Origin of the sequence: Lysinibacillus sp. 38-6 (assembly GCF_046245175.1) — a bacterium.
Lineage (GTDB): Bacteria > Bacillota > Bacilli > Bacillales_A > Planococcaceae > Lysinibacillus.
Genome location: NZ_CP176417.1, coordinates 345,774 through 365,983, shown reverse-complemented (window position 1 = coordinate 365,983; position 20,210 = coordinate 345,774). Strand labels below are relative to the sequence as shown.

General features: G+C 36.2%; 25 protein-coding genes and 1 riboswitch. Of the genes, 5 read left to right on the top strand and 20 right to left on the bottom strand.

The annotated features are described in order from the left end of the window. The first annotated feature begins 146 nt into the window (after positions 1–146). The 3 genes from ACKVEV_RS01940 to ACKVEV_RS01930 all read left to right on the top strand — a co-directional run bounded on the left by ACKVEV_RS01940 (position 147) and on the right by ACKVEV_RS01930 (position 3,136). A complete protein-coding gene (locus ACKVEV_RS01940; protein WP_409368714.1) occupies positions 147–1,346 on the top strand; it encodes a glycine betaine/L-proline ABC transporter ATP-binding protein in 1,200 nt (399 codons plus the stop codon). After that, entirely contained in the window at positions 1,339–2,193 is an 855-nt protein-coding gene (locus ACKVEV_RS01935; RefSeq protein ID WP_409368713.1) for an ABC transporter permease, read from the top strand. Before ACKVEV_RS01940 ends, ACKVEV_RS01935 begins: the two co-directional genes overlap by 8 nt. Before the next feature lie 67 nt (positions 2,194–2,260). Then, on the top strand, positions 2,261–3,136 hold the full coding sequence (locus tag ACKVEV_RS01930; protein ID WP_409368712.1) for a glycine betaine ABC transporter substrate-binding protein: 876 nt from the start codon (positions 2,261–2,263) through the stop codon (positions 3,134–3,136). 217 nt (positions 3,137–3,353) lie between these two features. Here the strand turns inward: ACKVEV_RS01930 and ACKVEV_RS01925 are convergent, their stop codons facing one another. From ACKVEV_RS01925 to ACKVEV_RS01895, 7 genes are all read right to left on the bottom strand, one after another. Continuing rightward, positions 3,354–3,668, bottom strand: a complete 315-nt coding sequence (locus ACKVEV_RS01925) for a DMT family transporter (protein ID WP_409368711.1) — start codon at positions 3,666–3,668, stop codon at positions 3,354–3,356. Then, entirely contained in the window at positions 3,668–4,009 is a 342-nt protein-coding gene (locus tag ACKVEV_RS01920) for a DMT family transporter (RefSeq protein WP_409368710.1), read from the bottom strand. The genes ACKVEV_RS01925 and ACKVEV_RS01920 overlap by 1 nt, the downstream gene beginning before the upstream one ends. A 112-nt stretch (positions 4,010–4,121) precedes the next feature. Next, a riboswitch (guanidine-I (ykkC/yxkD leader) is annotated at positions 4,122–4,219 on the bottom strand. 31 nt (positions 4,220–4,250) lie between these two features. After that, positions 4,251–5,396, bottom strand: a complete 1,146-nt coding sequence (locus tag ACKVEV_RS01915; protein ID WP_409368709.1) for a substrate-binding domain-containing protein — start codon at positions 5,394–5,396, stop codon at positions 4,251–4,253. Between the two features lie 358 nt (positions 5,397–5,754). Next, on the bottom strand, positions 5,755–6,195 hold the full coding sequence (locus ACKVEV_RS01910; RefSeq protein WP_409368708.1) for a cell wall hydrolase: 441 nt from the start codon (positions 6,193–6,195) through the stop codon (positions 5,755–5,757). Between the two features lie 81 nt (positions 6,196–6,276). Continuing rightward, entirely contained in the window at positions 6,277–7,059 is a 783-nt protein-coding gene (locus tag ACKVEV_RS01905) for a GNAT family N-acetyltransferase (protein WP_409368707.1), read from the bottom strand. 84 nt (positions 7,060–7,143) lie between these two features. Beyond that, the gene (locus tag ACKVEV_RS01900; protein ID WP_409368706.1) at positions 7,144–7,566 is read right to left on the bottom strand and encodes a DUF3953 domain-containing protein; all 423 of its coding nucleotides are present in this window, start codon (positions 7,564–7,566) and stop codon (positions 7,144–7,146) included. A gap of 33 nt (positions 7,567–7,599) precedes the next feature. Next, positions 7,600–8,463, bottom strand: coding sequence for a phosphotransferase family protein (locus tag ACKVEV_RS01895; RefSeq protein ID WP_409368705.1), 864 nt, complete (start codon positions 8,461–8,463; stop codon positions 7,600–7,602). Positions 8,464–8,883: 420 nt separating this feature from the next. Here ACKVEV_RS01895 and ACKVEV_RS01890 point away from each other — a divergent pair, with 420 nt between their 5' ends. Next, on the top strand, positions 8,884–10,563 hold the full coding sequence (locus ACKVEV_RS01890; protein ID WP_409368704.1) for a methyl-accepting chemotaxis protein: 1,680 nt from the start codon (positions 8,884–8,886) through the stop codon (positions 10,561–10,563). 236 nt (positions 10,564–10,799) lie between these two features. Here ACKVEV_RS01890 and ACKVEV_RS01885 read toward each other — a convergent pair whose 3' ends face one another. The 7 genes from ACKVEV_RS01885 to ACKVEV_RS01855 all read right to left on the bottom strand — a co-directional run bounded on the left by ACKVEV_RS01885 (position 10,800) and on the right by ACKVEV_RS01855 (position 15,165). After that, the gene (locus ACKVEV_RS01885; RefSeq protein WP_409368703.1) at positions 10,800–11,453 is read right to left on the bottom strand and encodes a hypothetical protein; all 654 of its coding nucleotides are present in this window, start codon (positions 11,451–11,453) and stop codon (positions 10,800–10,802) included. Between the two features lie 124 nt (positions 11,454–11,577). After that, positions 11,578–12,501: an MBL fold metallo-hydrolase gene (locus tag ACKVEV_RS01880; protein ID WP_409368702.1), complete on the bottom strand. Its 924-nt coding sequence runs from the start codon at positions 12,499–12,501 to the stop codon at positions 11,578–11,580. A gap of 73 nt (positions 12,502–12,574) precedes the next feature. After that, positions 12,575–12,880: a hypothetical protein gene (locus tag ACKVEV_RS01875; protein ID WP_409368701.1), complete on the bottom strand. Its 306-nt coding sequence runs from the start codon at positions 12,878–12,880 to the stop codon at positions 12,575–12,577. A 157-nt stretch (positions 12,881–13,037) separates the two neighbouring features. Continuing rightward, entirely contained in the window at positions 13,038–13,379 is a 342-nt protein-coding gene (locus ACKVEV_RS01870) for an ASCH domain-containing protein (protein ID WP_409368700.1), read from the bottom strand. A 343-nt stretch (positions 13,380–13,722) separates the two neighbouring features. Beyond that, positions 13,723–14,238, bottom strand: coding sequence for a hypothetical protein (locus tag ACKVEV_RS01865; protein WP_409368699.1), 516 nt, complete (start codon positions 14,236–14,238; stop codon positions 13,723–13,725). A 17-nt stretch (positions 14,239–14,255) separates the two neighbouring features. Then, the gene (locus ACKVEV_RS01860) at positions 14,256–14,726 is read right to left on the bottom strand and encodes a DinB family protein (protein WP_409368698.1); all 471 of its coding nucleotides are present in this window, start codon (positions 14,724–14,726) and stop codon (positions 14,256–14,258) included. Between the two features lies 1 nt (position 14,727). Beyond that, positions 14,728–15,165 carry a GNAT family N-acetyltransferase gene (locus ACKVEV_RS01855; RefSeq protein WP_409370479.1) on the bottom strand — a complete coding sequence of 146 codons (438 nt, stop codon included), beginning with the start codon at positions 15,163–15,165 and terminating at the stop codon, positions 14,728–14,730. Positions 15,166–15,534: 369 nt separating this feature from the next. On the opposite strand from ACKVEV_RS01855, the gene ACKVEV_RS01850 reads away from it, so the two are divergent. Continuing rightward, a complete protein-coding gene (locus ACKVEV_RS01850) occupies positions 15,535–16,407 on the top strand; it encodes a DMT family transporter (RefSeq protein WP_409368697.1) in 873 nt (290 codons plus the stop codon). Positions 16,408–16,549: 142 nt separating this feature from the next. Here the strand turns inward: ACKVEV_RS01850 and ACKVEV_RS01845 are convergent, their stop codons facing one another. The 6 genes from ACKVEV_RS01845 to ACKVEV_RS01820 form a co-directional block, all read right to left on the bottom strand. After that, on the bottom strand, positions 16,550–17,194 hold the full coding sequence (locus ACKVEV_RS01845) for a LysE family translocator (RefSeq protein WP_409368696.1): 645 nt from the start codon (positions 17,192–17,194) through the stop codon (positions 16,550–16,552). A 193-nt stretch (positions 17,195–17,387) separates the two neighbouring features. Next, positions 17,388–17,678: a DUF6176 family protein gene (locus ACKVEV_RS01840; RefSeq protein ID WP_409368695.1), complete on the bottom strand. Its 291-nt coding sequence runs from the start codon at positions 17,676–17,678 to the stop codon at positions 17,388–17,390. A gap of 88 nt (positions 17,679–17,766) precedes the next feature. Further along, complete coding sequence (locus tag ACKVEV_RS01835) at positions 17,767–18,207, bottom strand: NUDIX hydrolase (protein ID WP_409368694.1); 441 nt, start codon at positions 18,205–18,207, stop codon at positions 17,767–17,769. 127 nt (positions 18,208–18,334) lie between these two features. Next, positions 18,335–18,715, bottom strand: a complete 381-nt coding sequence (locus ACKVEV_RS01830) for a DUF3997 domain-containing protein (protein WP_409368693.1) — start codon at positions 18,713–18,715, stop codon at positions 18,335–18,337. 72 nt (positions 18,716–18,787) lie between these two features. Then, positions 18,788–19,615: an alpha/beta fold hydrolase gene (locus tag ACKVEV_RS01825; RefSeq protein ID WP_409368692.1), complete on the bottom strand. Its 828-nt coding sequence runs from the start codon at positions 19,613–19,615 to the stop codon at positions 18,788–18,790. Positions 19,616–19,639: 24 nt separating this feature from the next. After that, entirely contained in the window at positions 19,640–20,200 is a 561-nt protein-coding gene (locus ACKVEV_RS01820; RefSeq protein WP_409368691.1) for a group-specific protein, read from the bottom strand. Positions 20,201–20,210 lie beyond the last annotated feature (10 nt).

The window sequence follows — 20,210 nt, the reverse complement described above, 5'->3', positions numbered from 1 at the left end:
ATTATCCTCGAATAGTGTAATGAAAACGAAACATTTGTCATATAGAAAGTCTTTGTTCGTTTTATTAAGTAACTTCTACCCCACTATTTGAGATGCAGATCTCACTATTTAATTCAGTGGGATTAGTCTACGAAAGGAGTGGTTCTATGGAAAAAATAAAAGTAGAACATGTGTCTAAAGTATTTGGTAAACATATACCTCAAGCTTTAGAACTCGTTAAGCAACAAAAAAGCAAGACAGATATTTTAAAAGAAACAGGTGCAACAGTAGGTGTATATGATGCGAGCTTTACCGTCAATGAAGGTGAAATTTTCGTCATTATGGGTCTATCAGGAAGTGGTAAATCCACGTTGATACGACTGTTAAATCGACTTATCGAACCTACAAGCGGCAATATTTATATCGATGGAGAAAATATTTCGAAAATGGGGAAAGACAGCTTACGAACCGCACGACGAAGTAAAATGAGTATGGTTTTCCAAAACTTCGGTTTATTCCCTCACCGTACACTTCTTCAAAACACCGAATATGGCCTTGAAGTACGAGGCGTTTCAAAAGAAGAGCGCAAAGCAAAAGCCGAACAAGCTCTTGCAAATGCAGGCTTACTTGCCTATAAAGATCAATACCCTAACCAACTATCAGGCGGGATGCAACAACGTGTAGGCTTAGCACGAGCACTCGCAAATGATCCAGAAATTTTATTGATGGATGAAGCATTTTCCGCTCTTGACCCTTTAATTCGGAAAGAAATGCAAGATGAATTACTAGATTTACAGCGTACGTTGAAAAAAACAATTTTATTTATCACACATGATTTAAATGAGGCACTGCGCATTGGTGATCGTATCGCCATTATGAAAGATGGTTCTATTATTCAAATCGGAACTGGTGAAGAAATTTTAACGAATCCAGCTAACGATTACGTCAAAACATTCGTTGAAGATGTCGATCGCTCTAAAGTGTTAACAGCTGAAAATGTCATGGTTCGACCTGTATATGTTAACGTCGATCTTGATGGACCAACCGTAGCGCTGAAAAGAATGCGCCAAGAAGCTGTTAGTTTACTAATAGCCGTTGATAAAAATCGACATTTGAAAGGCTATATAACTGCCGATGATGCACTAGCGGCTGCTAAAAGACAGGAACAAACGGTACATGCGATTGTTCAATCCGAAATGTTAACCGTTCCACCAGATATGCTTTTACAGGATATTTTAGGTTTAATTCATAATTCCCCTACACCTATTGCAGTTGTGAAAGATGAACGCTTACTTGGTGTTCTTATCCGTGGTGTTGTTATCGAAGCCCTTTCAACATTCACAGAGGAGGACGTAACACATGAATAACTTTTTAGACAATATTCCAACCTTACCACTTGCCCCATGGGTAGAATCAGCTATGGACTGGTTGACGAGTAATTTTTCATCATTCTTCGATGTCATTCAACAATACGGAAAACTACTCATGAACCAGGTCACTGATTTATTAATTAGCATTCCGGCGATTATTCTCATTTTACTTGTCGTGATTTTAGCGTTTTTCGCTGTAGGCAAAAAACTGGGGCTAGCCAGCTTTACACTAATAGGTCTTTTATTCATTTATAACCAAGGCCTATGGGATCATCTGATGGAAACAACAACGCTCGTGTTATTTTCAAGTATTATTTCTATCATCATTGGTATCCCTCTCGGCATTTTAATGTCCAAGTCAAGTGTTGCGGAAAGTATTATTAAACCGATTCTTGATTTCATGCAAACGATGCCTGGTTTCGTTTACTTAATTCCGGCAGTTGCCTTTTTCGGCATCGGTATTGTACCAGGTGTATTCGCATCCGTTATTTTTGCATTACCTCCGACAGTCCGTATGACGAATTTAGGGATTCGACAAGTACCAAAAGAATTAGTGGAAGCTGCTGATTCATACGGCAGTACAGCAGGGCAAAAATTATTTAAGGTTGAAATTCCATTAGCTAAATCGACTATTATGGCCGGCATTAACCAAACGGTCATGCTATCACTATCGATGGTCGTTATCGCTTCGATGATTGGGGCACCAGGTCTTGGTCGTGAAGTGTTAACCGCATTGCAACGAACACAAGTTGGTAATGGTTTCGTTGCAGGTTTAGGACTTGTGATTTTCGCGATTATTATCGATCGCTTAACTCAAAGCTTTAATCGAAAAAAAGCGCAATAATACAGCATTTTAGTTATATGAGTATATTGCTAGAATGCTAAATCATGAAGGAAGAAAGGAAGATTCGATGAAACTGAAAACATTATCACGATTAGGGATGGCTTTAGGGCTAGGATTTCTACTAGCTGCTTGTAGCGACGGCGATTCATCTAAAAAGGAAGATTCAAAAGAAGTAAATTTAGCTTATGTTGAATGGGATACAGAAATCGCTTCAACGAATGTAGTCGGTCAAGTTTTAGAAGACTTAGGGTACGACGTGACGTTAACACCGCTTGATAACGCGATTATGTGGGAAGCTGTGTCAAAAGGTGAAGCTGATGGCATGGTCGCTGCTTGGCTTCCACATACACATGCTTCACAATACGAAAAATATAAAAGTGATTTAGATGAGCTAGGTGAGAACCTTGCTGGTGCGAAAATTGGCTTAGTTGTACCAAGTTACATGGATGTCAATTCAATTGAAGATTTAACAAATGAAGCAGATCATACGATTACAGGTATTGAACCTGGCGCAGGTATTACGGCAGCAACTGAAAAGGCGCAAGAAGAATATGATAATCTTGCTGATTGGAATCTCGTGACCTCTTCTTCAGGAGCAATGACAACGGCACTTTCAAAAGCTATTAAAAATAAAGAAGAAATTATCGTTACAGGCTGGTCTCCACACTGGAAATTCGCAAAATACGATTTGAAATATTTAGATGATCCGAAAGGTGTTTATGGCGGCGAAGAAACGATTAATACCTTTGTTCGTAAAGGGTTAAAAGAAGATCAACCAGATGTATATTCCGTATTAGATAACTTCCATTGGACATCAGAAGATTTAGAAGCTGTTATGCTCGATATTTTAAACGGTGATGATCCAAAAGATGCAGCAAAAGAATGGATTAAAAATAATCCAGATAAAGTTGCTGAATGGACAAAAGATGTAAAAAAACAATAATTGTTTGAGTGCCTGGCACTTATTATGTCTACTAAGTAAAATATAGGCTTTCATTTTAGTAAAAATCCACGTTGCTTTCGTGGGCACAATATTAGGCGTAACCTTTGCAATAACAAGGTTTGTTGCGCCTGACATTGCATGCGTCCCCGCAAGAAACTTCGTGGATTTTTACTTCATTATACATAAATTATTTTCAGAATTGTTTGAGTGCCTGACACTATGATAACAATTTTAAGCAGATGGCGGCTCCTAAAACGAGCACAATACAAACAACTCGGCGCCAATCTTTTGATTCATTGAAAAATAACATACCTAAAAGTGCTCCTCCGGCTGCACCTATACCTGTCCAAATCGCATAGGCTGTTCCCATAGGCAATGTTTCCATCGCATAGGCAAGGCCTAAAAAACTAACGGTAAAGACAACAATTAATAATACTAAATTTTTGACGCTTTTTACCTCGTTATATTTGCTAATCATAAAAACACCCATCATTTCACAAAGCCCTGCAATTACTAATGCCACCCATGCCATTATGCTTTCACCTCTTTATCCTTTGGCTCACCTGTCACAAGCTTTAAGCCGACAACGCCTGCAAGTAAAACAATGATACATACTATTTTAGCTAGCTTCCATGGCTCTCCAAACAACAGGCTATCCGCACATACCGTACCAGCAGTCCCCAATCCTACAAACACTGCATAGACCGTACCAACTGGTAAATGCTCACCTGCCTTAATTAATAAATAAAAACTAATAAAGATGGCAACAGCTGTCCCCAACCATTCCAGTACACTATTGGCATGCTTTAAGCCAATTACCCAACCCACTTCAAAAAAAGCGGCTACAAAGACACTGATCCATTGTTTGTTCATCTGTAATTCCTCCAATTCTTTCTAAACATGACTATTCTAGCGCGCTAAGCATTCTAGTACTCTCCCTTGAAGGCACATAAAAAAAGCCTAAAGAAACACTGTTATCAACAGTATCTCCCAGGCTTTTATCCTTCCGTGTCACAAAATACATTTTGTGGTTTTCTCTCGGACCAGACTAGCGAATGCTACGGAACCCTAGAAAACTATCATATCTAATTGTCATTTTAGTATAGCAAATCACTTAAAAATTTTCCACTGGTACATAGCCTACTTTTTCAACTAATGCTTGCCCTTCAGGTGATACAATCCAATCAATAAACTTTTGTACATTTGGATTTTCCGTTCCAGTAGTCACTGCATAAAACTCGGATGTTAGTGGATATGTACCATTACGTATATTTTCCTTTGTCGGTTCAATACCATCGATGGAAAGTAACTGAATTTCCTTATTACCGACCATTTCTGTTGAATAATACCTAAATGTATAACCGATAGCATTTTTATAATTGCGATATTGTGAAACCTCATGAATGATTCCACCCATACCAGATGCTACATCTTCAGCCGGAGCCTCCATGATTGGTGTATCGCCCATCAGTTTTTCTAATGTCGACTGACTACCACTATCAGCTGGTCGTTGGAACGCACGAATCGTATCATTATCCCCACCTACATCCCGCCAGTTTGTAATTTCACCAGCGTATATTTGCTTCACTTGTTCCAGAGATAAATTTTCTACACGATTTTTATGATGCACAAAAAAGACAAATGCCTCTCGTCCAATCGGTGTCATGTCAAATGTGAGCCCATTAATCTCCGCATACTTTACTTGGGAATCAGATGGTGCAGCAGCAAAAATAATATCGACATCACCTTCAATTAAATTTTGGTAAGCCTCAGGTGTGCGGCTTACTTTAACTTCACTATTAGCATAATAATAGTCTTTTTTAGGATAGGTCGCTTCCACAAATGCTGCATATAAAGGATACATGGCTGTTGCCCCATCAAGACGTGGTAGCGGCTCTTCCAATTGTAATGAAGCTTTTTTATTGTTCTTCACAACTTTATTTTGTGCCGTAAATGGCTGATAGGTTGAGACCTCGATTTCAGCATCTACAGTGGCGATACTCATTTTATAATGGTGCTGGAGTGGTGCAATAGAAGTGAGTAGGAGAGCCACACCGACAATTGATGCAAACCATACTTTCCGCTTCTTCGTCTTAAACAAATCAAAAATTAAACAGACAAAAAGTAGAAATAAACTAATCGCGATAACAAAAAGTAGATTTAAATAATAGAACGCGCCATTGAGTGACAAAGTTAAAGCAATGACACCAGTAAAGAACACTAGATTTATAAACACAAATATTGTTTGGAAAAATTTCATTGCCTTCCTCCTCACCTATGATAGATTTACTCACCATTATCATACATAATATTTGTAAATAATTCCACATTCTACACTAAGAACACACTTACATAGGAAAATGCCAATAATATTGTCCTGTACTGTCTAGCACTACTTCAGGCAATTTACTGTCCAAGTATTCTAAATGTTTTTTTTCGCATCGTAAATTGCAATAAAATTCATCTACTTCAGGACTATAAATACTCTTTGCCCGATTCATTATCTCCTTGTAACAATTTCCACATTTAATAGTGATCATCGTTCACTCTCCCTTTTTTGCACCATTGATTGCATAAAAAAAGGAGCTTATCGCAAGCTCCTTACCGAAATTGATTAGCTAGCCTGTATAAACCCCATCACATGTATCAGGTGCTGGCTCATAAAAACAGTGATTTTTAAATTGACCAGCGAATGGTTGACCGTACCATGTCGGTGGGCATGGAGCATATGGATTAAAGTACCAAAGTGCATATTTCCCTGGATGCTCTCGCCAATAGTCTAAATTTTGTTTGGCCAATCTTTTTTCCGTTTCTCTTGCTCTTTGATAAAACATATTGCCTTTTTGTACAGCTTCAAATGAATAATTTCCACCTTGTACTTGGTATATAACATCTTCAATTGACCGTAAATCTTTAAAGTCTAAACAATTGGATACTAGTCGGTTGACAATAACATTACCAACGTACAGCATCCCTTGTTTGCCTTCACCTTCTGCCTCTGCCCTCATCATCCTTGCCATTAAATCAATATCTGCATCGCGGTATTTTACTCTCGGCAATTTATTCACCTCAAACTATTGTATGACCACGAAACACTAAATGTGTCAATTGGTGAAGATCAATGCGTTTAACAATGTCTGTTAACCATTCGACTTTTTAAAATAAACGGCATATTGTTGTGGATTCGTAAAACCTAAGTTTTTCCCTAATTTAATTGAAGCGTGATTATCAATATCACAATCCCAACGAGGTTGAATCTGTTTGGCAAGGCAATCATCTATAAATTGTTCAGCAACGATACTTGCTAACCCTTGCCCTCGATAATGAGCGTCAGTGATAATATCTATTTCAGCATACTTCATAGATTTAAAAATGGATACGGCTTCGCTAATAATGCGCTCTCCATCTTTCACACAAAACCCGATACCTTTTGCAATAAAATTGTCTACAGAACCCCAATATTCATTATAGTAATGGTTATCAAACTCCAAACAATGTTGGATATCCATCTTATTAATTTTTGATACACGAGACGCACTAACATGATTTCCTTTGCTATTTTTATACGTCATTTCATCAAATGAAAATGCATAACGATGTATTTTCCCTACATTTTGCTCGGCGATGCAGCTTTCAATCGCTACATTCCATTCCACATTAGGAGAAAATAATGTAAATCGTCGCCCTTGTGTTACGGCTACATCAAAAATGTTGACGATGGTCTGAACAGATTGTTTATATGATGGTTGACCTGCTACATAATGCAGTCCTGAATCTGTATGTATAAGCAACGTATTGTAGTCAGTGGAATCAGCATAAACAGTTCCTTGAATAATGCCATCCAAAATACTATAGACAAACGTTGGCGCTTCAGTTACTTTCGTTTTAATGAACTGAAAATGTTCTTTTTGTACTATTATCATTTCGCTTTCCCTCTTCACTAAAATATTGTTATGAATAACAGAATCGACAGTGTTAAGCACATACACCAAAGCGATAACCGTCCATCAAATCCTCCTTAATCGTTTCTTCCTTCTTCTTTTCAATACAATAACTAAAATTAAGCTCACAACCCCTAAAAATCCAATCAAACCGTATATCATGGGATCAATTATTAAAAAATAGCTATCTTGTAGTTGATAATGTTCACGCTTAAAGAGCATCGAACCACTCTTCCTTTCTATCATACCTTGAACAGCACTGAATAATATGAAACATGCAATACAAAAAATAAAAATAGACCAAAGTAAATTTTTCGATCTTTTATATTCTCGTAAGCCCATTAAGATAAGCATTCCACTTAAAAAGATGAGCATGAAAGGCAGTAAATCGTAGTTTTCTGTAATTCTCATGTAAATACCCATCGTCACACCAAGCATTGCAGAAAACAGTTGTAATACCATTAACAAATCAAATCTTTTAATTTTCATTAGCAGCATTCCTTCCTAGAGCCAATTACACCATCATTTTAATGCATCTCTCAATATCGCGACATTTTCCTCATAAAATAAAGCGTGTTGGTCGATACCACGACGTTTACACCATCCAATACTATTAAATGCATCTGTAAAACGATAAAAAGGCAACACCACTTCTAAATCAATTAATGGTCGAATACTGTTATAGCCATCTTGATATGCTTGATTCAAAGTTGCATCAAGACTTAAAAAATCACGATTAATTTTTGTAAAATCCATTTCTGTTGAGCCAAATCGTACGGACTCAAAATCAATGGTGCCTGACACGTTCTGGCCGTCAACAATAATATTGGCAGGACGAAAATCCATATGTATAAAGCTTGGTCCATCTGGAGACGGGAGTTGATATTTTATTTTCTCAAAATGCGCAATCGCTTGCTTGAATAAACTAGGTTCCACAACCTCTTTTACATCCTCTGCAAAACTATAAAAATGCCGTTCGACAAAACTAGACCAATTAGGGAATTCATTTTGAATACCGACTAACGGTTGCCCATCAGGTGGCTGAACTACATGCATTGAGGCATGAAGGACCCCCACTTGGAACGCTACTGTTGGTGAAGCTTGCGCTGTTAATGGTTGTCCTTTTAATTGAGATAATAAAAATGCACCAGGGCACTCCTCATCACCAGCCCAATAATCTAACAAATTAGGAATGGCTACCCTTCCCTTTAAGATTTCATACGCTTCTAGCTCCCGCTGACATTTTAATTTTGAATAAGGAATCTTCACAAAAATAGTTTCCCCATGACGCAACGTACATTTATAAACGGTAGAACCATGGGAATCTGCTACCTCATTAACAGTTTCTACTTGTATGCCAAATTGATCAAGAATACGAGTTAACAAAACACTTACCTCCTTTTTCATAATGAACACATTTTAACAATGGAAAATTTTACATTACCTTATTATCTATAATACATAATAAATATGCAAATGCATTCCTAAATTCAGGAAATAAAGATAAATAATTATATATACAATAGTTTTCCATTAAACTGAAAGCACTTATTCCTTAACCTAAAGAGACATTATTATTTGTTAAAAGCAAGTCTTAAAAGCCCCATACATTGAGAAAATCAAGATTTTCATTGCAATTTTCGAATTATTTTTTTCAATATACATTTTTTTCTAACTAACTTATTGACGAACAAATAATTATTTTATAAAATTATTTCACGTGGCAGAAATTACCTATATAAACCTAAGTGCCTCGTCATATTCAACATCCATTCACACATTTTTATCAAGAAAAGAGGAAACTTAGTGAGAAGCATTAAACATAAATTATTAGGCGCTTTTTTCATTGTCGTCTTATTAATTGCAGCTTTATGCGTGTATAACTTCAGTTCTATCATGAAATTCAATCAAGATACGGAAGGTATTTTAAAAGAAGATTTACCACTATTAATTGCTGATGAAGAATTAGCGTTTAATATTGCCGAACGAATTGCATTAGCACGTGGATACATATTATATGATGATCCTTCCTACAAAGAATCTTTTCTACAATACACGGAAGAAAGTAAAGAATTACAAAATAAAGTGCTGCTAGAAACCAATTCAGATCAAGCAAAACAACTAATAGAAAAAAGTGTAGAATGGCGAAAAATAATTACAGATGAAGTATTTGTAGCGTTCGATAAAGGAAATAAAGAACAAGCGCTATCGATTATGGCACAAAAAGTGCAGCCACTTGGTCGAGAGTTAATGGCTGGTTTTAAAGAAATCGCAGACACAAGAAAAGACATTATTCTCAATGAGGGAAATGATGTCATTGATACAGGAATAAGCATGAAAAATGCGAGTTTAATCATGTCCATTATTATCATATTGGTCGCAATTATTTTAGCGGTGATCACTGCACGTATCATTTCTAATCCTATTAAAAAAGTGGTAACGAGAATGTTGCAGATTGCAGATGGAAACTTACAATCTACAAATTTAGTGACAAAAGCTAAAGATGAAACGGCACAATTAATTCAAGCGACCAATACGATGAATGATCATTTAAAACATGTTATTACAAGCATTATTGAAGCAAGTGAACATGTAAAAAACCAAAGCCGAGGACTTTCTACTTCAGCAAATGAAGTGAAAGAAGGAAGCCTACAAATTGCCCTTACAATGGAAACCTTAGCTTCAGGCTCCCAAGAACAAGCACACAACTGTGCAAATCTTGGCGAAACACTGGCCGATTTTATTGAAAAAATTAAACTTTCTAGCAATGAAGGAAAGGCAGTAAGAAATCTCACTGGGAAAGTAAAAATGGCTACATTGAGCGGAAATAAGCTCATGGCTATTTCTGAAAAGAATATGCATGACATTGAAGATTTAGTGGAAGATTCAGTCGTCAAGGTAAGAGAGTTAGATTATAAAACCGCAAAAATCAATGACATCATCGCGGTCATTACCAATATTTCAGAGCAGACCAATTTATTGGCGCTTAATGCCGCTATTGAGGCTGCAAGAGCAGGAGAAAACGGCAAAGGCTTTGCTGTCGTAGCAGACGAAGTAAGAAAGCTTGCCGAAGAAGTAAAATATAGTGTCAATGACATTACGAACATCGTGAAAGCTGTCCAGCAAGAATCTGCCGAAGTTGCATCTTCACTAGAAGTCGGCTATCAAACGATTCAAAACGGAACATCCCAAATTAAAGAAACAGCTGAAACCTTCCATTTGATTGCTGACCTTGTGGAAGGAATGACAACGAAAGTTGGTTTTATCTCTAGTGAGCTTGAACATTTTGTGGACAAAGGTGAACAACTGAATGTTTCCATTCGTCAAATTGCAAGCGTATCAGAGGAATCAGCTGCCGGCATAGAACAAACCACCGCTTCTACCGAAGAAACGGCTAGTTTAATGGAACAAATATTAGAAAGCTCGCAAATGCTAGCTGACCAATCTGAACAATTAAATCAAATCACTAAAAAATTTACAGTTTAAAATGAAAAGATGTGTACTGAAATCCTGTACACATCTTTTTTGTTCATAAGCTTGTATCGGCGATTCTAGTGGTTTTATCGGCGATTTCTCACTTTCTATCAGCGATTCGCGTAATCTTATCAGCGATTTCTCGTCTTTTATCAGCGATTCAGGAGGTTTTATCGGCGATTTCCTTTTAACTTTCGCTTACTCGTAACAATACCTTGCAATTTTTTTAAATAAACCAAATTTTAGCGCTATAGAATTCGTTTGGTTTCCCCGTCAATTATTTTTATATGAACAGAAGATGAATTTCCTCCTTCAATATGTTTCAGCACTCCCGATAAATCAAGTAATTGCTTTAAATGAATTGATTGTTCACGATTTGCTTCGATTGATATACGATATGGACCAGCTATATTCATAAGAGACTCCATTCGCACGCCATCCTCCATAAAATAGGAATCTAAAAATTCTAATTCAAATGACACAGCTTCATCACTTCTATTATGTAATACAAGATTACATTCCCCAGTTAATAAATCTTCACTCACACTTTCAAAATTACAGTCGCCATTCCCATCGTACGAGATTGCCAGAATGCCACTTGCAAATGTTTCTTGGTAAATTACAACGAGTAAATTTGGTAAAACTGCATATGCAATTATAACTACTACTATAGTTCGGAAATGATACTTCTTCATGCTTAAACCAAGCAATATAATTGCCATTATAAACATTACAGAACCAATTATACCAAGCATTATATATCCATTTTGATTGTGAATAGGAAACGACATGAATGTAGAGTGTGCTTCTAACATTACATTGTTAGGAAACGGGAAATAGAAAGACATACATATTCCTAAAATAACAATGGAACTAATGAATATGACTTTATTTTTTATCATCTTAACCACTTCTCTTTTTACATTGTTTCAGCATTTTTCAGTCCTTGTAATTAAGGGAAATTGTTTATATGAAAAAACACCGTTAACGCTAAGAACTATTTCAATATTAATCAATAAATTGTAACTATAAATCTTTTAACACCTTTAAATTACGAATAACCAATGCACGAGGGTCAATATTTATCGTCGTCCAATCTTTATAGTCCTCAGGTATCGAAACTTCTTCTAAATTGCTAGTTTCTTTTGCTAAAGCCATCATTTCTTTTATATAGTTCTTTAACTTGCCAATATCTTCTTTTGTTCCGATTGACCCGTGACCTGGGATCGCTTTTTCAATAGGTAAGTCACTAACTTTATCTAAAATAGTCGTCCATTGTACTGGATTTGAATACGGGAAAAAAGATGGATGCATACCGACAAATAGCAAATCTGCCATAAAAATAATTTTATCTTCTGGTATATAAAGAAAAGAATCACAAGGAGAGTGACCACCACCAAGTGTTATAACTTTTGCAGTCCGTTTCGTTCCGAACATAGTAAACTCGTTAGTGAACGTACATTGTGGCAACACTAATTCTAGTTCAGGAAGTGAGATTAGAAGCTCTTTCAAAAAATTTATTTCAGTCAATTTCTGCCTATCGTTAAGGCTTTCATTTTGCTTTGAAAGTGTTTCAATATAATTTTTCAAACCATCTATATCGTCTTGCTGTTCAGCTATTCTTTGTGGATGGTTTTCCTGCATCTGTTGCAGTGACATTTGACTAGATATGATATGACAATCTTTAAATACTTGGTTCCCTCTCATATGGTCGCCATGGAAATGACTATTAATAACCCAAGTAACAGGTCGGTTCGTTATTTTCTCAGCTATATTTCGTAAATCTTGTGCTGCTTGTTGTGTATTAAACGTATCAAATACAAGAGTTTTGTCCCCTAAATCAACGAAACCAGCATTTCCCACTGAACCACTACCATCTTTTGCGATGGCAGCATAAATACCTTCACTTACCCGTTCAAGATTAAAATGTTTGGAATAAAATTCAGCCAAGTGATTCCCTCCTTTGTATTTGCTAATACGTTTATTAACGCAAGAAATAGAGCTGCATGGGCAACTCTATTTTCTAAGCGCGATGTTCATCTGTAAATATTTTAAGTGCCCCAATGATTACTACTAGTACGATTAACACGAACGAAAATTTAAGAATGTAAATATCAAAGATAAAACTAATGGCAACGAGAGGAAGTCCAACCATTGCTACTAATGACGTAAATTTCGTATATCGGATAAGCTCATTGGAAAAGGTCGGTTCTTCTTTATACTTCCATTTATTCCCTAACATTAAACTTTCTTCAGGATTAAAATAAGACCAAATAATTAATCCATAGATAGGAATCATAATAATGATTATAACAATCTTTTCAGCCATCAACATTCACCTTGCTATTTTCTTCTATTTTACCATAAAAATCCTTCCGTTTCAGAAGAGTTTTTTTGATTGTGGTTAATTCTCTATCGCCGATTTAAGAGACTTTTGCGGCGATTTCTCTTATTCTATCGGCGATTTCTTGCTTTCATTCAATGAATTATCTTTGCTGTATCGTAATGGCTAATGTTCCCCATTGTTTTTCTTGTTCTGGTGTGTAAATTTCATATGTACCGTCCAACATTTCTTTCATTGTCCAACCTTCACAATCGAATGCTTTAAAAGGAATGTCTTTATACATCGCTTCAAAAGTATCGTATTTTCTTAATACCGTTACTTGTACATGTAATGTTTCGTTTTTAGATGGAAGGCTTATAAACTTTATCGTGTCGCCGACTTTGATTTTTCTTCTCTTTTCATCATTCAACCGGACTTCTATCGTCTTTTTCCCCTCTTTTATGGAACTGAAAAAATTATCATATATCCCCATTTGATGTTCCACTTGAACGCCCCCGCCGTTTATTAAATCGTTGTATAAAATAAATAACCCACCAAACAACGAGAAAACCGTAGCCTAGTAGGACGTAAATCGACCAGGGAGCTCCTTGTTGTAATTGGGCAATGAAATGCTCGAACTCGTCTACCCCTATTTCTCGCCCAATACTGTTGATAATACTAATGATGGGAATAGTGAGTGCTAGAATCAATGTCACCGTCGACAAAACAACAGTCCTAAAGCGAATAATATTCAGTAGTGCAGCGCCCAAAGATACTAGAATAAATATGTAATAAATAATTAAAACCCAATTAGGAACCGTCTCCCAATACATTTTTTCACCTCACGCTTAGTTAAATCGAACTTTAAATATTTTTGACATATACTTAAGTTGCAAGAAAGCCCATAATGTAAACAACAATGCACTAATAGTAAACAGCGCGATTGGCAATACATAATACCAATCTGGGAAATAACGATGAACAATAAAATATTGCCCTGCTTGAAATCCTTCTGTTACATAAAAAAGTTCCGTTAGCAAAGTAACTTGATTGTCAGCATTCATCGGAAATACATGTTGCGCCTCTTTAAAATCTAAATTTATATATTGTATATCTTCGATGGAGGCTTTTTTCACATGAATCGCTATGCTCTCATCTGTATGAAATTGTGCATTTATTGCGTGTAGTGTCTGTTCGATGTTTTGAATATCACGACTACTAAGGTCTTTGCCATTGAGTTCACTAATGAAGGTGTTACGGACTTCACGGTAGTTCGCGTTAAACGATTCAGCAAGATAAAAAGAGCTAAAACCCACTACTAAAAACAACAGAAACCCATAAAATAAACGTCTCGTTTTCTTCACATTCATCCCTCCGCTTTTTATTCAAACAAGGCGACCTTTAACTCTATTCCGTAACAATGCATAAGCATCGCGTGTAATTGCCCTCGGTGATGATAAATATGAGCAACCATTTCTAATAACCATTCATATCGTGTGTATGTAATACCCCAATAAGCAGTTACTTCCTCTTGAAGTTCCGCTTCTGTATAATTCATAAATTTCTTTTCTAATAATTGATAATTGTGCAGCAATGCTTTCTTTATCTGAAATCGATTTTCAAACGAAAGACTCGTATAATAGTCAGTCATCCGGTCTTGGGATGCTCCATCTGCAATAAGTGAATCTGCTTTACAAATCGTAGCAATATGCTCCAACAACTCGCCAATAGAATGTTTATTTGGGGTCGGTCTTTTTAGCAAGTCATGTTCTGCTAATCTATCAATTATCTCAACTATCGTCGTTACTGCAACTTTTATTTGATGTAATGCGTGCTTACAATAGATCGTCATCTTATCGCTCTATCCTATAAATCATTGTTATCGATGTACCACATATTTCATAATCTTCAAAACCTAATTTTCTATAAATATAAATCGCATGACGATTTTCAAGATCTACGCTTAAGGAAATGGATTTATATCCATCACACGTCGCTTGTTGAATAATCTTCTCCATCAGCAACGTTCCTACGCCTTGCCCCCTCGCTTGTGCTGTCACTGCTATGCCTAATTCAGGGGTTTTACTATCTACGTAGCCATATCCTTTATGACTTTCGTTAAATAAGCGGTACCAAACCGCACCGACCGGTTGATGATTTACATTCCACGCAATCAATGCCGTATCACCATTTCTACCCCAGCCTTCATGGTATTTTTTTAGATTTGGCGAATTGATTAAGTCTTCCTTTTGTGGCTTATTTTCTAAAATATAAATCGATTCATAAAGCATATCAGTCAAAAAGTCTGCTTCATAATGTGTAGCATTTCGAATCGTAACGATGTCGACACCCCCAATTAATTTTGTATTTTATTAACTTCTATGTAAATAGCTGAATTCCTTCCTCTCAAGTAAGCCGAGCAACATGTATCCATTTTTTTTAGCATAGATTTGGTATAATGAGGTAATTGCTATTTTATCAACAGGAGGGATTTTTTATGTCATTAACTAAAACAAATATCTGCACATGGGGGCCATTTTCAACTTCACCGCCACCACCGTTTACTCCAGCTGAACAGGCATCACTCAACATGCTTATAGACAAAACAGATTAAGAATCTGCGAGATATAAGCTGTTTCGCAGATTCGAAGGAGTAAACAATGAAATCTAACATTCAGTTTATTGTCTCTATGGTCATTTTCGGTACAATCGGTTTAGTTGTACGAAACATTGATCTAACTTCGAGCGAAAGAGCTTTACTAAGCAGTTTGATAGGTTGCTTATTTTTAACTATCCTTTTCTTTATAATGAAGAAAAAATTTTCATGGCATTTAGTAAAGTTAAATGCTTCCATTTTAATTTTTTCCAGTATTGCATTAGCAGGGAATTGGGTTTTCCTTTACCAATCCTACGACCATACAAGCATTGCTAACGCAACACTTGGTTATTACTTTGCACCAGTGTTTGTCATGCTACTTTCTCCCTTTGTACTGAAGGAACCATTGTCCATTAGAAAAATAGCTTGTGTGACAGTCGCCGTAATCGGTTTAGTTTTCATCGTCGGTGACGGTTTGAGTGCATCTAAAACAGATGACCTGCTCGGCCTTTTTTATGGCTTAATTGCCGCAGCATTTTACGCAGCATTATTGCTATTAAATAAATTTATTAAAGCTATAGAAAAACTAGAGCTGACAATTTTCCAACTTGGTATCACTGCTTTATTGCTTATGCCGTATGTTTTCTTATCCTCTGGTTTTGGTATATTTCATGTCGCGAGTTCGTCGATCCCTTTTATTTTTATTTTAGGTATTTTTAATACGGGGATTGGATTTTGGTTATTTTTTTCAGGTATGGAGAATCTAAAGGGGCAAAGTATTGCGATGTTAAGTTATGTTGATCCATTTGTCGCGATATTAATTTCGGCCCTTATTTTGCAAGAGCACATGACGATGCTTCAAATGCTCGGTGGTGCATTACTTTTAGCCTCAACCTTTGTTAGCGAAATAAAATCACGCAAATTTTCGGCACACTAAATGGTCTATACAGTGGGAAGCGTGATTTCCCACTGTTTTTTATTTCCCTCCTCGAGTTAGGCTAAATGGTATTAGTTGTGTTAGAATGCCATATGATAACGGCATTAGTTCCACTTCTATTTAGTCATACATCTACCATTCGTTAACTTCTTTTTTCCAATGCTAATATAGTACCTAAGCCGATTAAAGTAAATCCACTCACTATTTTCTGCCATAACATAGCGGTTTTATTTTTCACTAAAACATTTCGAATGGAACTGGCTATAATGGAGTAGCCAACATCCACGACTAAAGTGAGACATCCAAAAATGACGCCGAGGACGATGAATTGCCAAAATGTATTCCCTATAGCGGGCGAAATAAATTGCGGCAGAAACGTCAGGAAAAACAAAGCGACTTTCGGATTAAAAATATCCGTAATGGCGCCCTGCCAAAATGCTTTGCGAATCCCCCCTTGCGATTTTTGAATGGTAATGTTGATTCCTTTTTTATCTCGTATCGTCTGAATACCTAAATAAATTAAATAGCCCGCACCTATGTACTTTACGATTTGAAAAACAAGTGCCGATTTCAGCAAGATAGCTGATAATCCAAAGGCGGCAAGCAGAATATGAAACAGTACCCCCACTTGCATACCAATTGCTGTCGCGATGCCTGCCGTTTTACCTTCCGACACACTACGGCTAACGATAAATGCCATATCTGGACCTGGAACAATTGCGATAATAAAAGTAGCTACTAAAAATGCGACAAAATGACTGTAATCTAAAGAAATAAAATCAAACATACGCTCACCTCCAATGCAACTATAACGAATTCATGCAATCATCACAATATTTTTATTTATCTTAACTTAAAGTTCCGTGGGCAAAGTAACTTTGCGTAACTCTTCCAATCCACATATCGATGAAAGATTTCACCCAATCAAAAAAAGCTTTACTCCATGGCGAAGTAAAGCACAAGGTCGCAATCCAAAACGCTTACTGCATCGACTTTCGGACTTTTTCAGGAATCATGACGACTTCAGTTCGTAACTCGACAGGTCTAAAGGTTTCATCGATACATTCATCCCAATATTCAATATGTTTTTTATCAATCCAATGTGATGAATCGTCGACATCGATTCCACCTGTTCCTTGCACAACATACCAATATAAATATTCTTCTCCATTTAAAACTTCACGGAAAATGGTTTCAATGTACATTTTCTCCCCTTCAAGCGTAACGAGTACATCTTCCATATTGTCGTTCAAAAAAAGCCAACCATTCATTTAAGTGTACGCGCTATCGGGTTAAACAAGGGAAAACAGCGAAGGTAAAATTTTATTCGTTCCTTTCCTTCTATAATATATAAAGCTGTTATTTTAAAGAAATACTATTACATTGTTTAATAAATATAAGGGTCTTTTCATATAGCTTTGGTTGACTCTCAATATACGTTAATTGATCAGGAAGATGATCGAACAGACTTACTTCTTCAATTTCTGATATTGGCAATTGCACCATTTTCTTTATATTCGCAAAATATAATCTTCCAAAAATTTTACGGACTGCATCATCCATTGAATAGTCGCAGATTGGAACGATATCCGCCATTGTACAGCCAGTTTCTTCAAAAAGCTCCCTTTTGGCGGTTGCCATAATGCTTTCTCCATGCTCTCTATGTCCACCAGGAATTTCCCAAGTATTTCGTTCCTTATGCCTTACATAGAGCCACTTCCCTTTATAAATAGCGCTAGTTACTGCAAATGTTAATTCTGCTTCATTCAAAATTCCTAAACGATAAAATTGTATTTTCATAGTGCACCTCACATACAATTGAAGGATAAACAGAACAAAAAACCACGGTTACTTAAATAGAATGGGGTAAAAACATTACTAATTTTTTCTTTTGAATGCATGCGTTTAATTTATGGTATTCATTAATCTATTTTAGTTTTTCTACAGGTGTTAGGGTTAATTTTTCTGTTATTCCCAATCGATTTGTTTCAACTTTTAACGCTTGTTCATCAAAAGGGCCAAAAACTTGATGCTGATTCACATCAATAATCCAGTAACAAATTGCATCATTAGTAAGATTTTCAGGCGGCTTTTCATACTCATTTTCATCAACCTCTAATACGATTTGTTTCGCAACGATATACGCTTTATTCCACCAAACAGCCGTCACTTTAGCTGGTACATACAAATAATTTGCGATTGTTTCATCATCAGATTGAACAGGTTTCTCTCCATAAATGGCAATTTGATGAGCTGATAATCGGTCGATTCGATAGCCATTTTCTAGTTCGATTGTATAGTCAGCCATACCCGCACAACCAGTTAAGAACAAACATAGCAAAATGAAGATAACTTTTTTAATGAGTACCACATCCCTTACTTACACAGAACTATTCAATAAAAATAAAGACATCAAGTTGACCGCTTTTTCATCTGTAATATGAGCATAATGCCCTCCATTTAATGCTACTGTTTTAATTCCGCTTTTTTTCAATTTATCAATATTTGATTGTAGCTTTCGAATTTTGTCAGCTTCACTGTTTCTATTGCCAAAGAGAACAAGGCAGGGAACCTTCAGTTTTTTTACAAGTTTAGGAAGGTCAGCTCTATATGCGGCTAATAATAAACTGATCCCTTCATTGGAGGTGGTCGGTTGGTTTTGAATGGCTGCTCTTATGAATGATGTGTCTTCTAGTCCTAAACGGGAGATGGTTTGTTGTATATAATCTTCTGTTTTTATTTGATTGGTTGATGGTGGATTATCTCCAAGTATTTTTTGCCCAAACAATCTATGCAAAATATTGATTAAAGGTAAAAAATATCCAACATTACCCATCATAGTAACAGGAAACCGCTCTATTTTCGCATAGCCAATATCTAATAATATTAATTTATTTACCTTGTCTGGATAATAAAATGCAAAAGCTAAACCAATAATGCCACCCAAAGAATGTCCGATTACGTTGACCTTTTGTAATTGGTTTTCTTCCACATATGTAAGAAGCCAATTGGCAGCATCTTGGAGTCTTACTATCCCTTCTAAACCCTTACTTCTTCCTATTCCAGGTAGATCAAGCATATGGGTAACAAAATGTTCTTCTAAAGCATCCGCTATCGGTGTACCAAATTCAGCCGACCAACCCGTACCAGGTAAAAAGATATTGTGTATAGTACCTACCCCTGTAGTAATTGCGTAAATATTCTCCATTAATCCCCCTGCTCATTTCAATAATTATGGTTTACTCCACTGAATAATCTCTACACTATTTACAGCTACCTCTCCAAGACTTAATAGATGTGGGATAAATGGGAACAGACCAAACTCCTTGCCCTTTTCCTTTTCCAACCTATAGTATTCAATTGTTGCTAGAGGAATTTCTGTCATTTCTTTATATTCGTCCATTTTAACTGTCCTAATTTCTACTTCGTTTATTTCTTCACCAGGCCCTCTATAATTTTCTTTTGAATAAAGATACATAGCATTATTATTATTTTTTATATGTTGTATAGGGATTTTATAAAATGAAACATCTGCGTTCGTTTCTATACCTAAACTTGTGATTGCCTTATAAATGTAATACGGATGTAAAGGTAAAAAATGAAGCACATCATTCCATAAACAATTTAATTTTGGAACATGTCGTTCTAGAAGTTTTGTTCTTTGAGGGTCATTAAAATACTTCTTCGTGTACCTGTCGTATAAATGAGGATACGCTTGCTTTAAAGAATTCAATGGAAGAAGCTTATCTCCAAGCATCTCTTGTGGAACCATATGATAAATAAAATTTCCCATTATCCCATCT

Coding starts and splice junctions, on each gene's coding strand:
- ACKVEV_RS01940 (WP_409368714.1), top strand. CDS start 147: ATGGAAAAAATAAAAGTAGAACATGTGTCTAAAGTATTTGGTAAACAT.
- ACKVEV_RS01935 (WP_409368713.1), top strand. CDS start 1,339: ATGAATAACTTTTTAGACAATATTCCAACCTTACCACTTGCCCCATGG.
- ACKVEV_RS01930 (WP_409368712.1), top strand. CDS start 2,261: ATGAAACTGAAAACATTATCACGATTAGGGATGGCTTTAGGGCTAGGA.
- ACKVEV_RS01925 (WP_409368711.1), bottom strand. CDS start 3,668: ATGGCATGGGTGGCATTAGTAATTGCAGGGCTTTGTGAAATGATGGGT.
- ACKVEV_RS01920 (WP_409368710.1), bottom strand. CDS start 4,009: ATGAACAAACAATGGATCAGTGTCTTTGTAGCCGCTTTTTTTGAAGTG.
- ACKVEV_RS01915 (WP_409368709.1), bottom strand. CDS start 5,396: ATGAAATTTTTCCAAACAATATTTGTGTTTATAAATCTAGTGTTCTTT.
- ACKVEV_RS01905 (WP_409368707.1), bottom strand. CDS start 7,059: ATGATAATAGTACAAAAAGAACATTTTCAGTTCATTAAAACGAAAGTA.
- ACKVEV_RS01900 (WP_409368706.1), bottom strand. CDS start 7,566: ATGAAAATTAAAAGATTTGATTTGTTAATGGTATTACAACTGTTTTCT.
- ACKVEV_RS01885 (WP_409368703.1), bottom strand. CDS start 11,453: ATGATAAAAAATAAAGTCATATTCATTAGTTCCATTGTTATTTTAGGA.
- ACKVEV_RS01875 (WP_409368701.1), bottom strand. CDS start 12,880: ATGGCTGAAAAGATTGTTATAATCATTATTATGATTCCTATCTATGGA.
- ACKVEV_RS01860 (WP_409368698.1), bottom strand. CDS start 14,726: ATGACGATCTATTGTAAGCACGCATTACATCAAATAAAAGTTGCAGTA.
- ACKVEV_RS01855 (WP_409370479.1), bottom strand. CDS start 15,165: ATGCTTTATGAATCGATTTATATTTTAGAAAATAAGCCACAAAAGGAA.
- ACKVEV_RS01850 (WP_409368697.1), top strand. CDS start 15,535: ATGAAATCTAACATTCAGTTTATTGTCTCTATGGTCATTTTCGGTACA.
- ACKVEV_RS01845 (WP_409368696.1), bottom strand. CDS start 17,194: ATGTTTGATTTTATTTCTTTAGATTACAGTCATTTTGTCGCATTTTTA.
- ACKVEV_RS01840 (WP_409368695.1), bottom strand. CDS start 17,678: ATGAATGGTTGGCTTTTTTTGAACGACAATATGGAAGATGTACTCGTT.
- ACKVEV_RS01835 (WP_409368694.1), bottom strand. CDS start 18,207: ATGAAAATACAATTTTATCGTTTAGGAATTTTGAATGAAGCAGAATTA.
- ACKVEV_RS01830 (WP_409368693.1), bottom strand. CDS start 18,715: ATGGCTGACTATACAATCGAACTAGAAAATGGCTATCGAATCGACCGA.
- ACKVEV_RS01825 (WP_409368692.1), bottom strand. CDS start 19,615: ATGGAGAATATTTACGCAATTACTACAGGGGTAGGTACTATACACAAT.
- ACKVEV_RS01820 (WP_409368691.1), bottom strand. CDS start 20,200: ATGGGAAATTTTATTTATCATATGGTTCCACAAGAGATGCTTGGAGAT.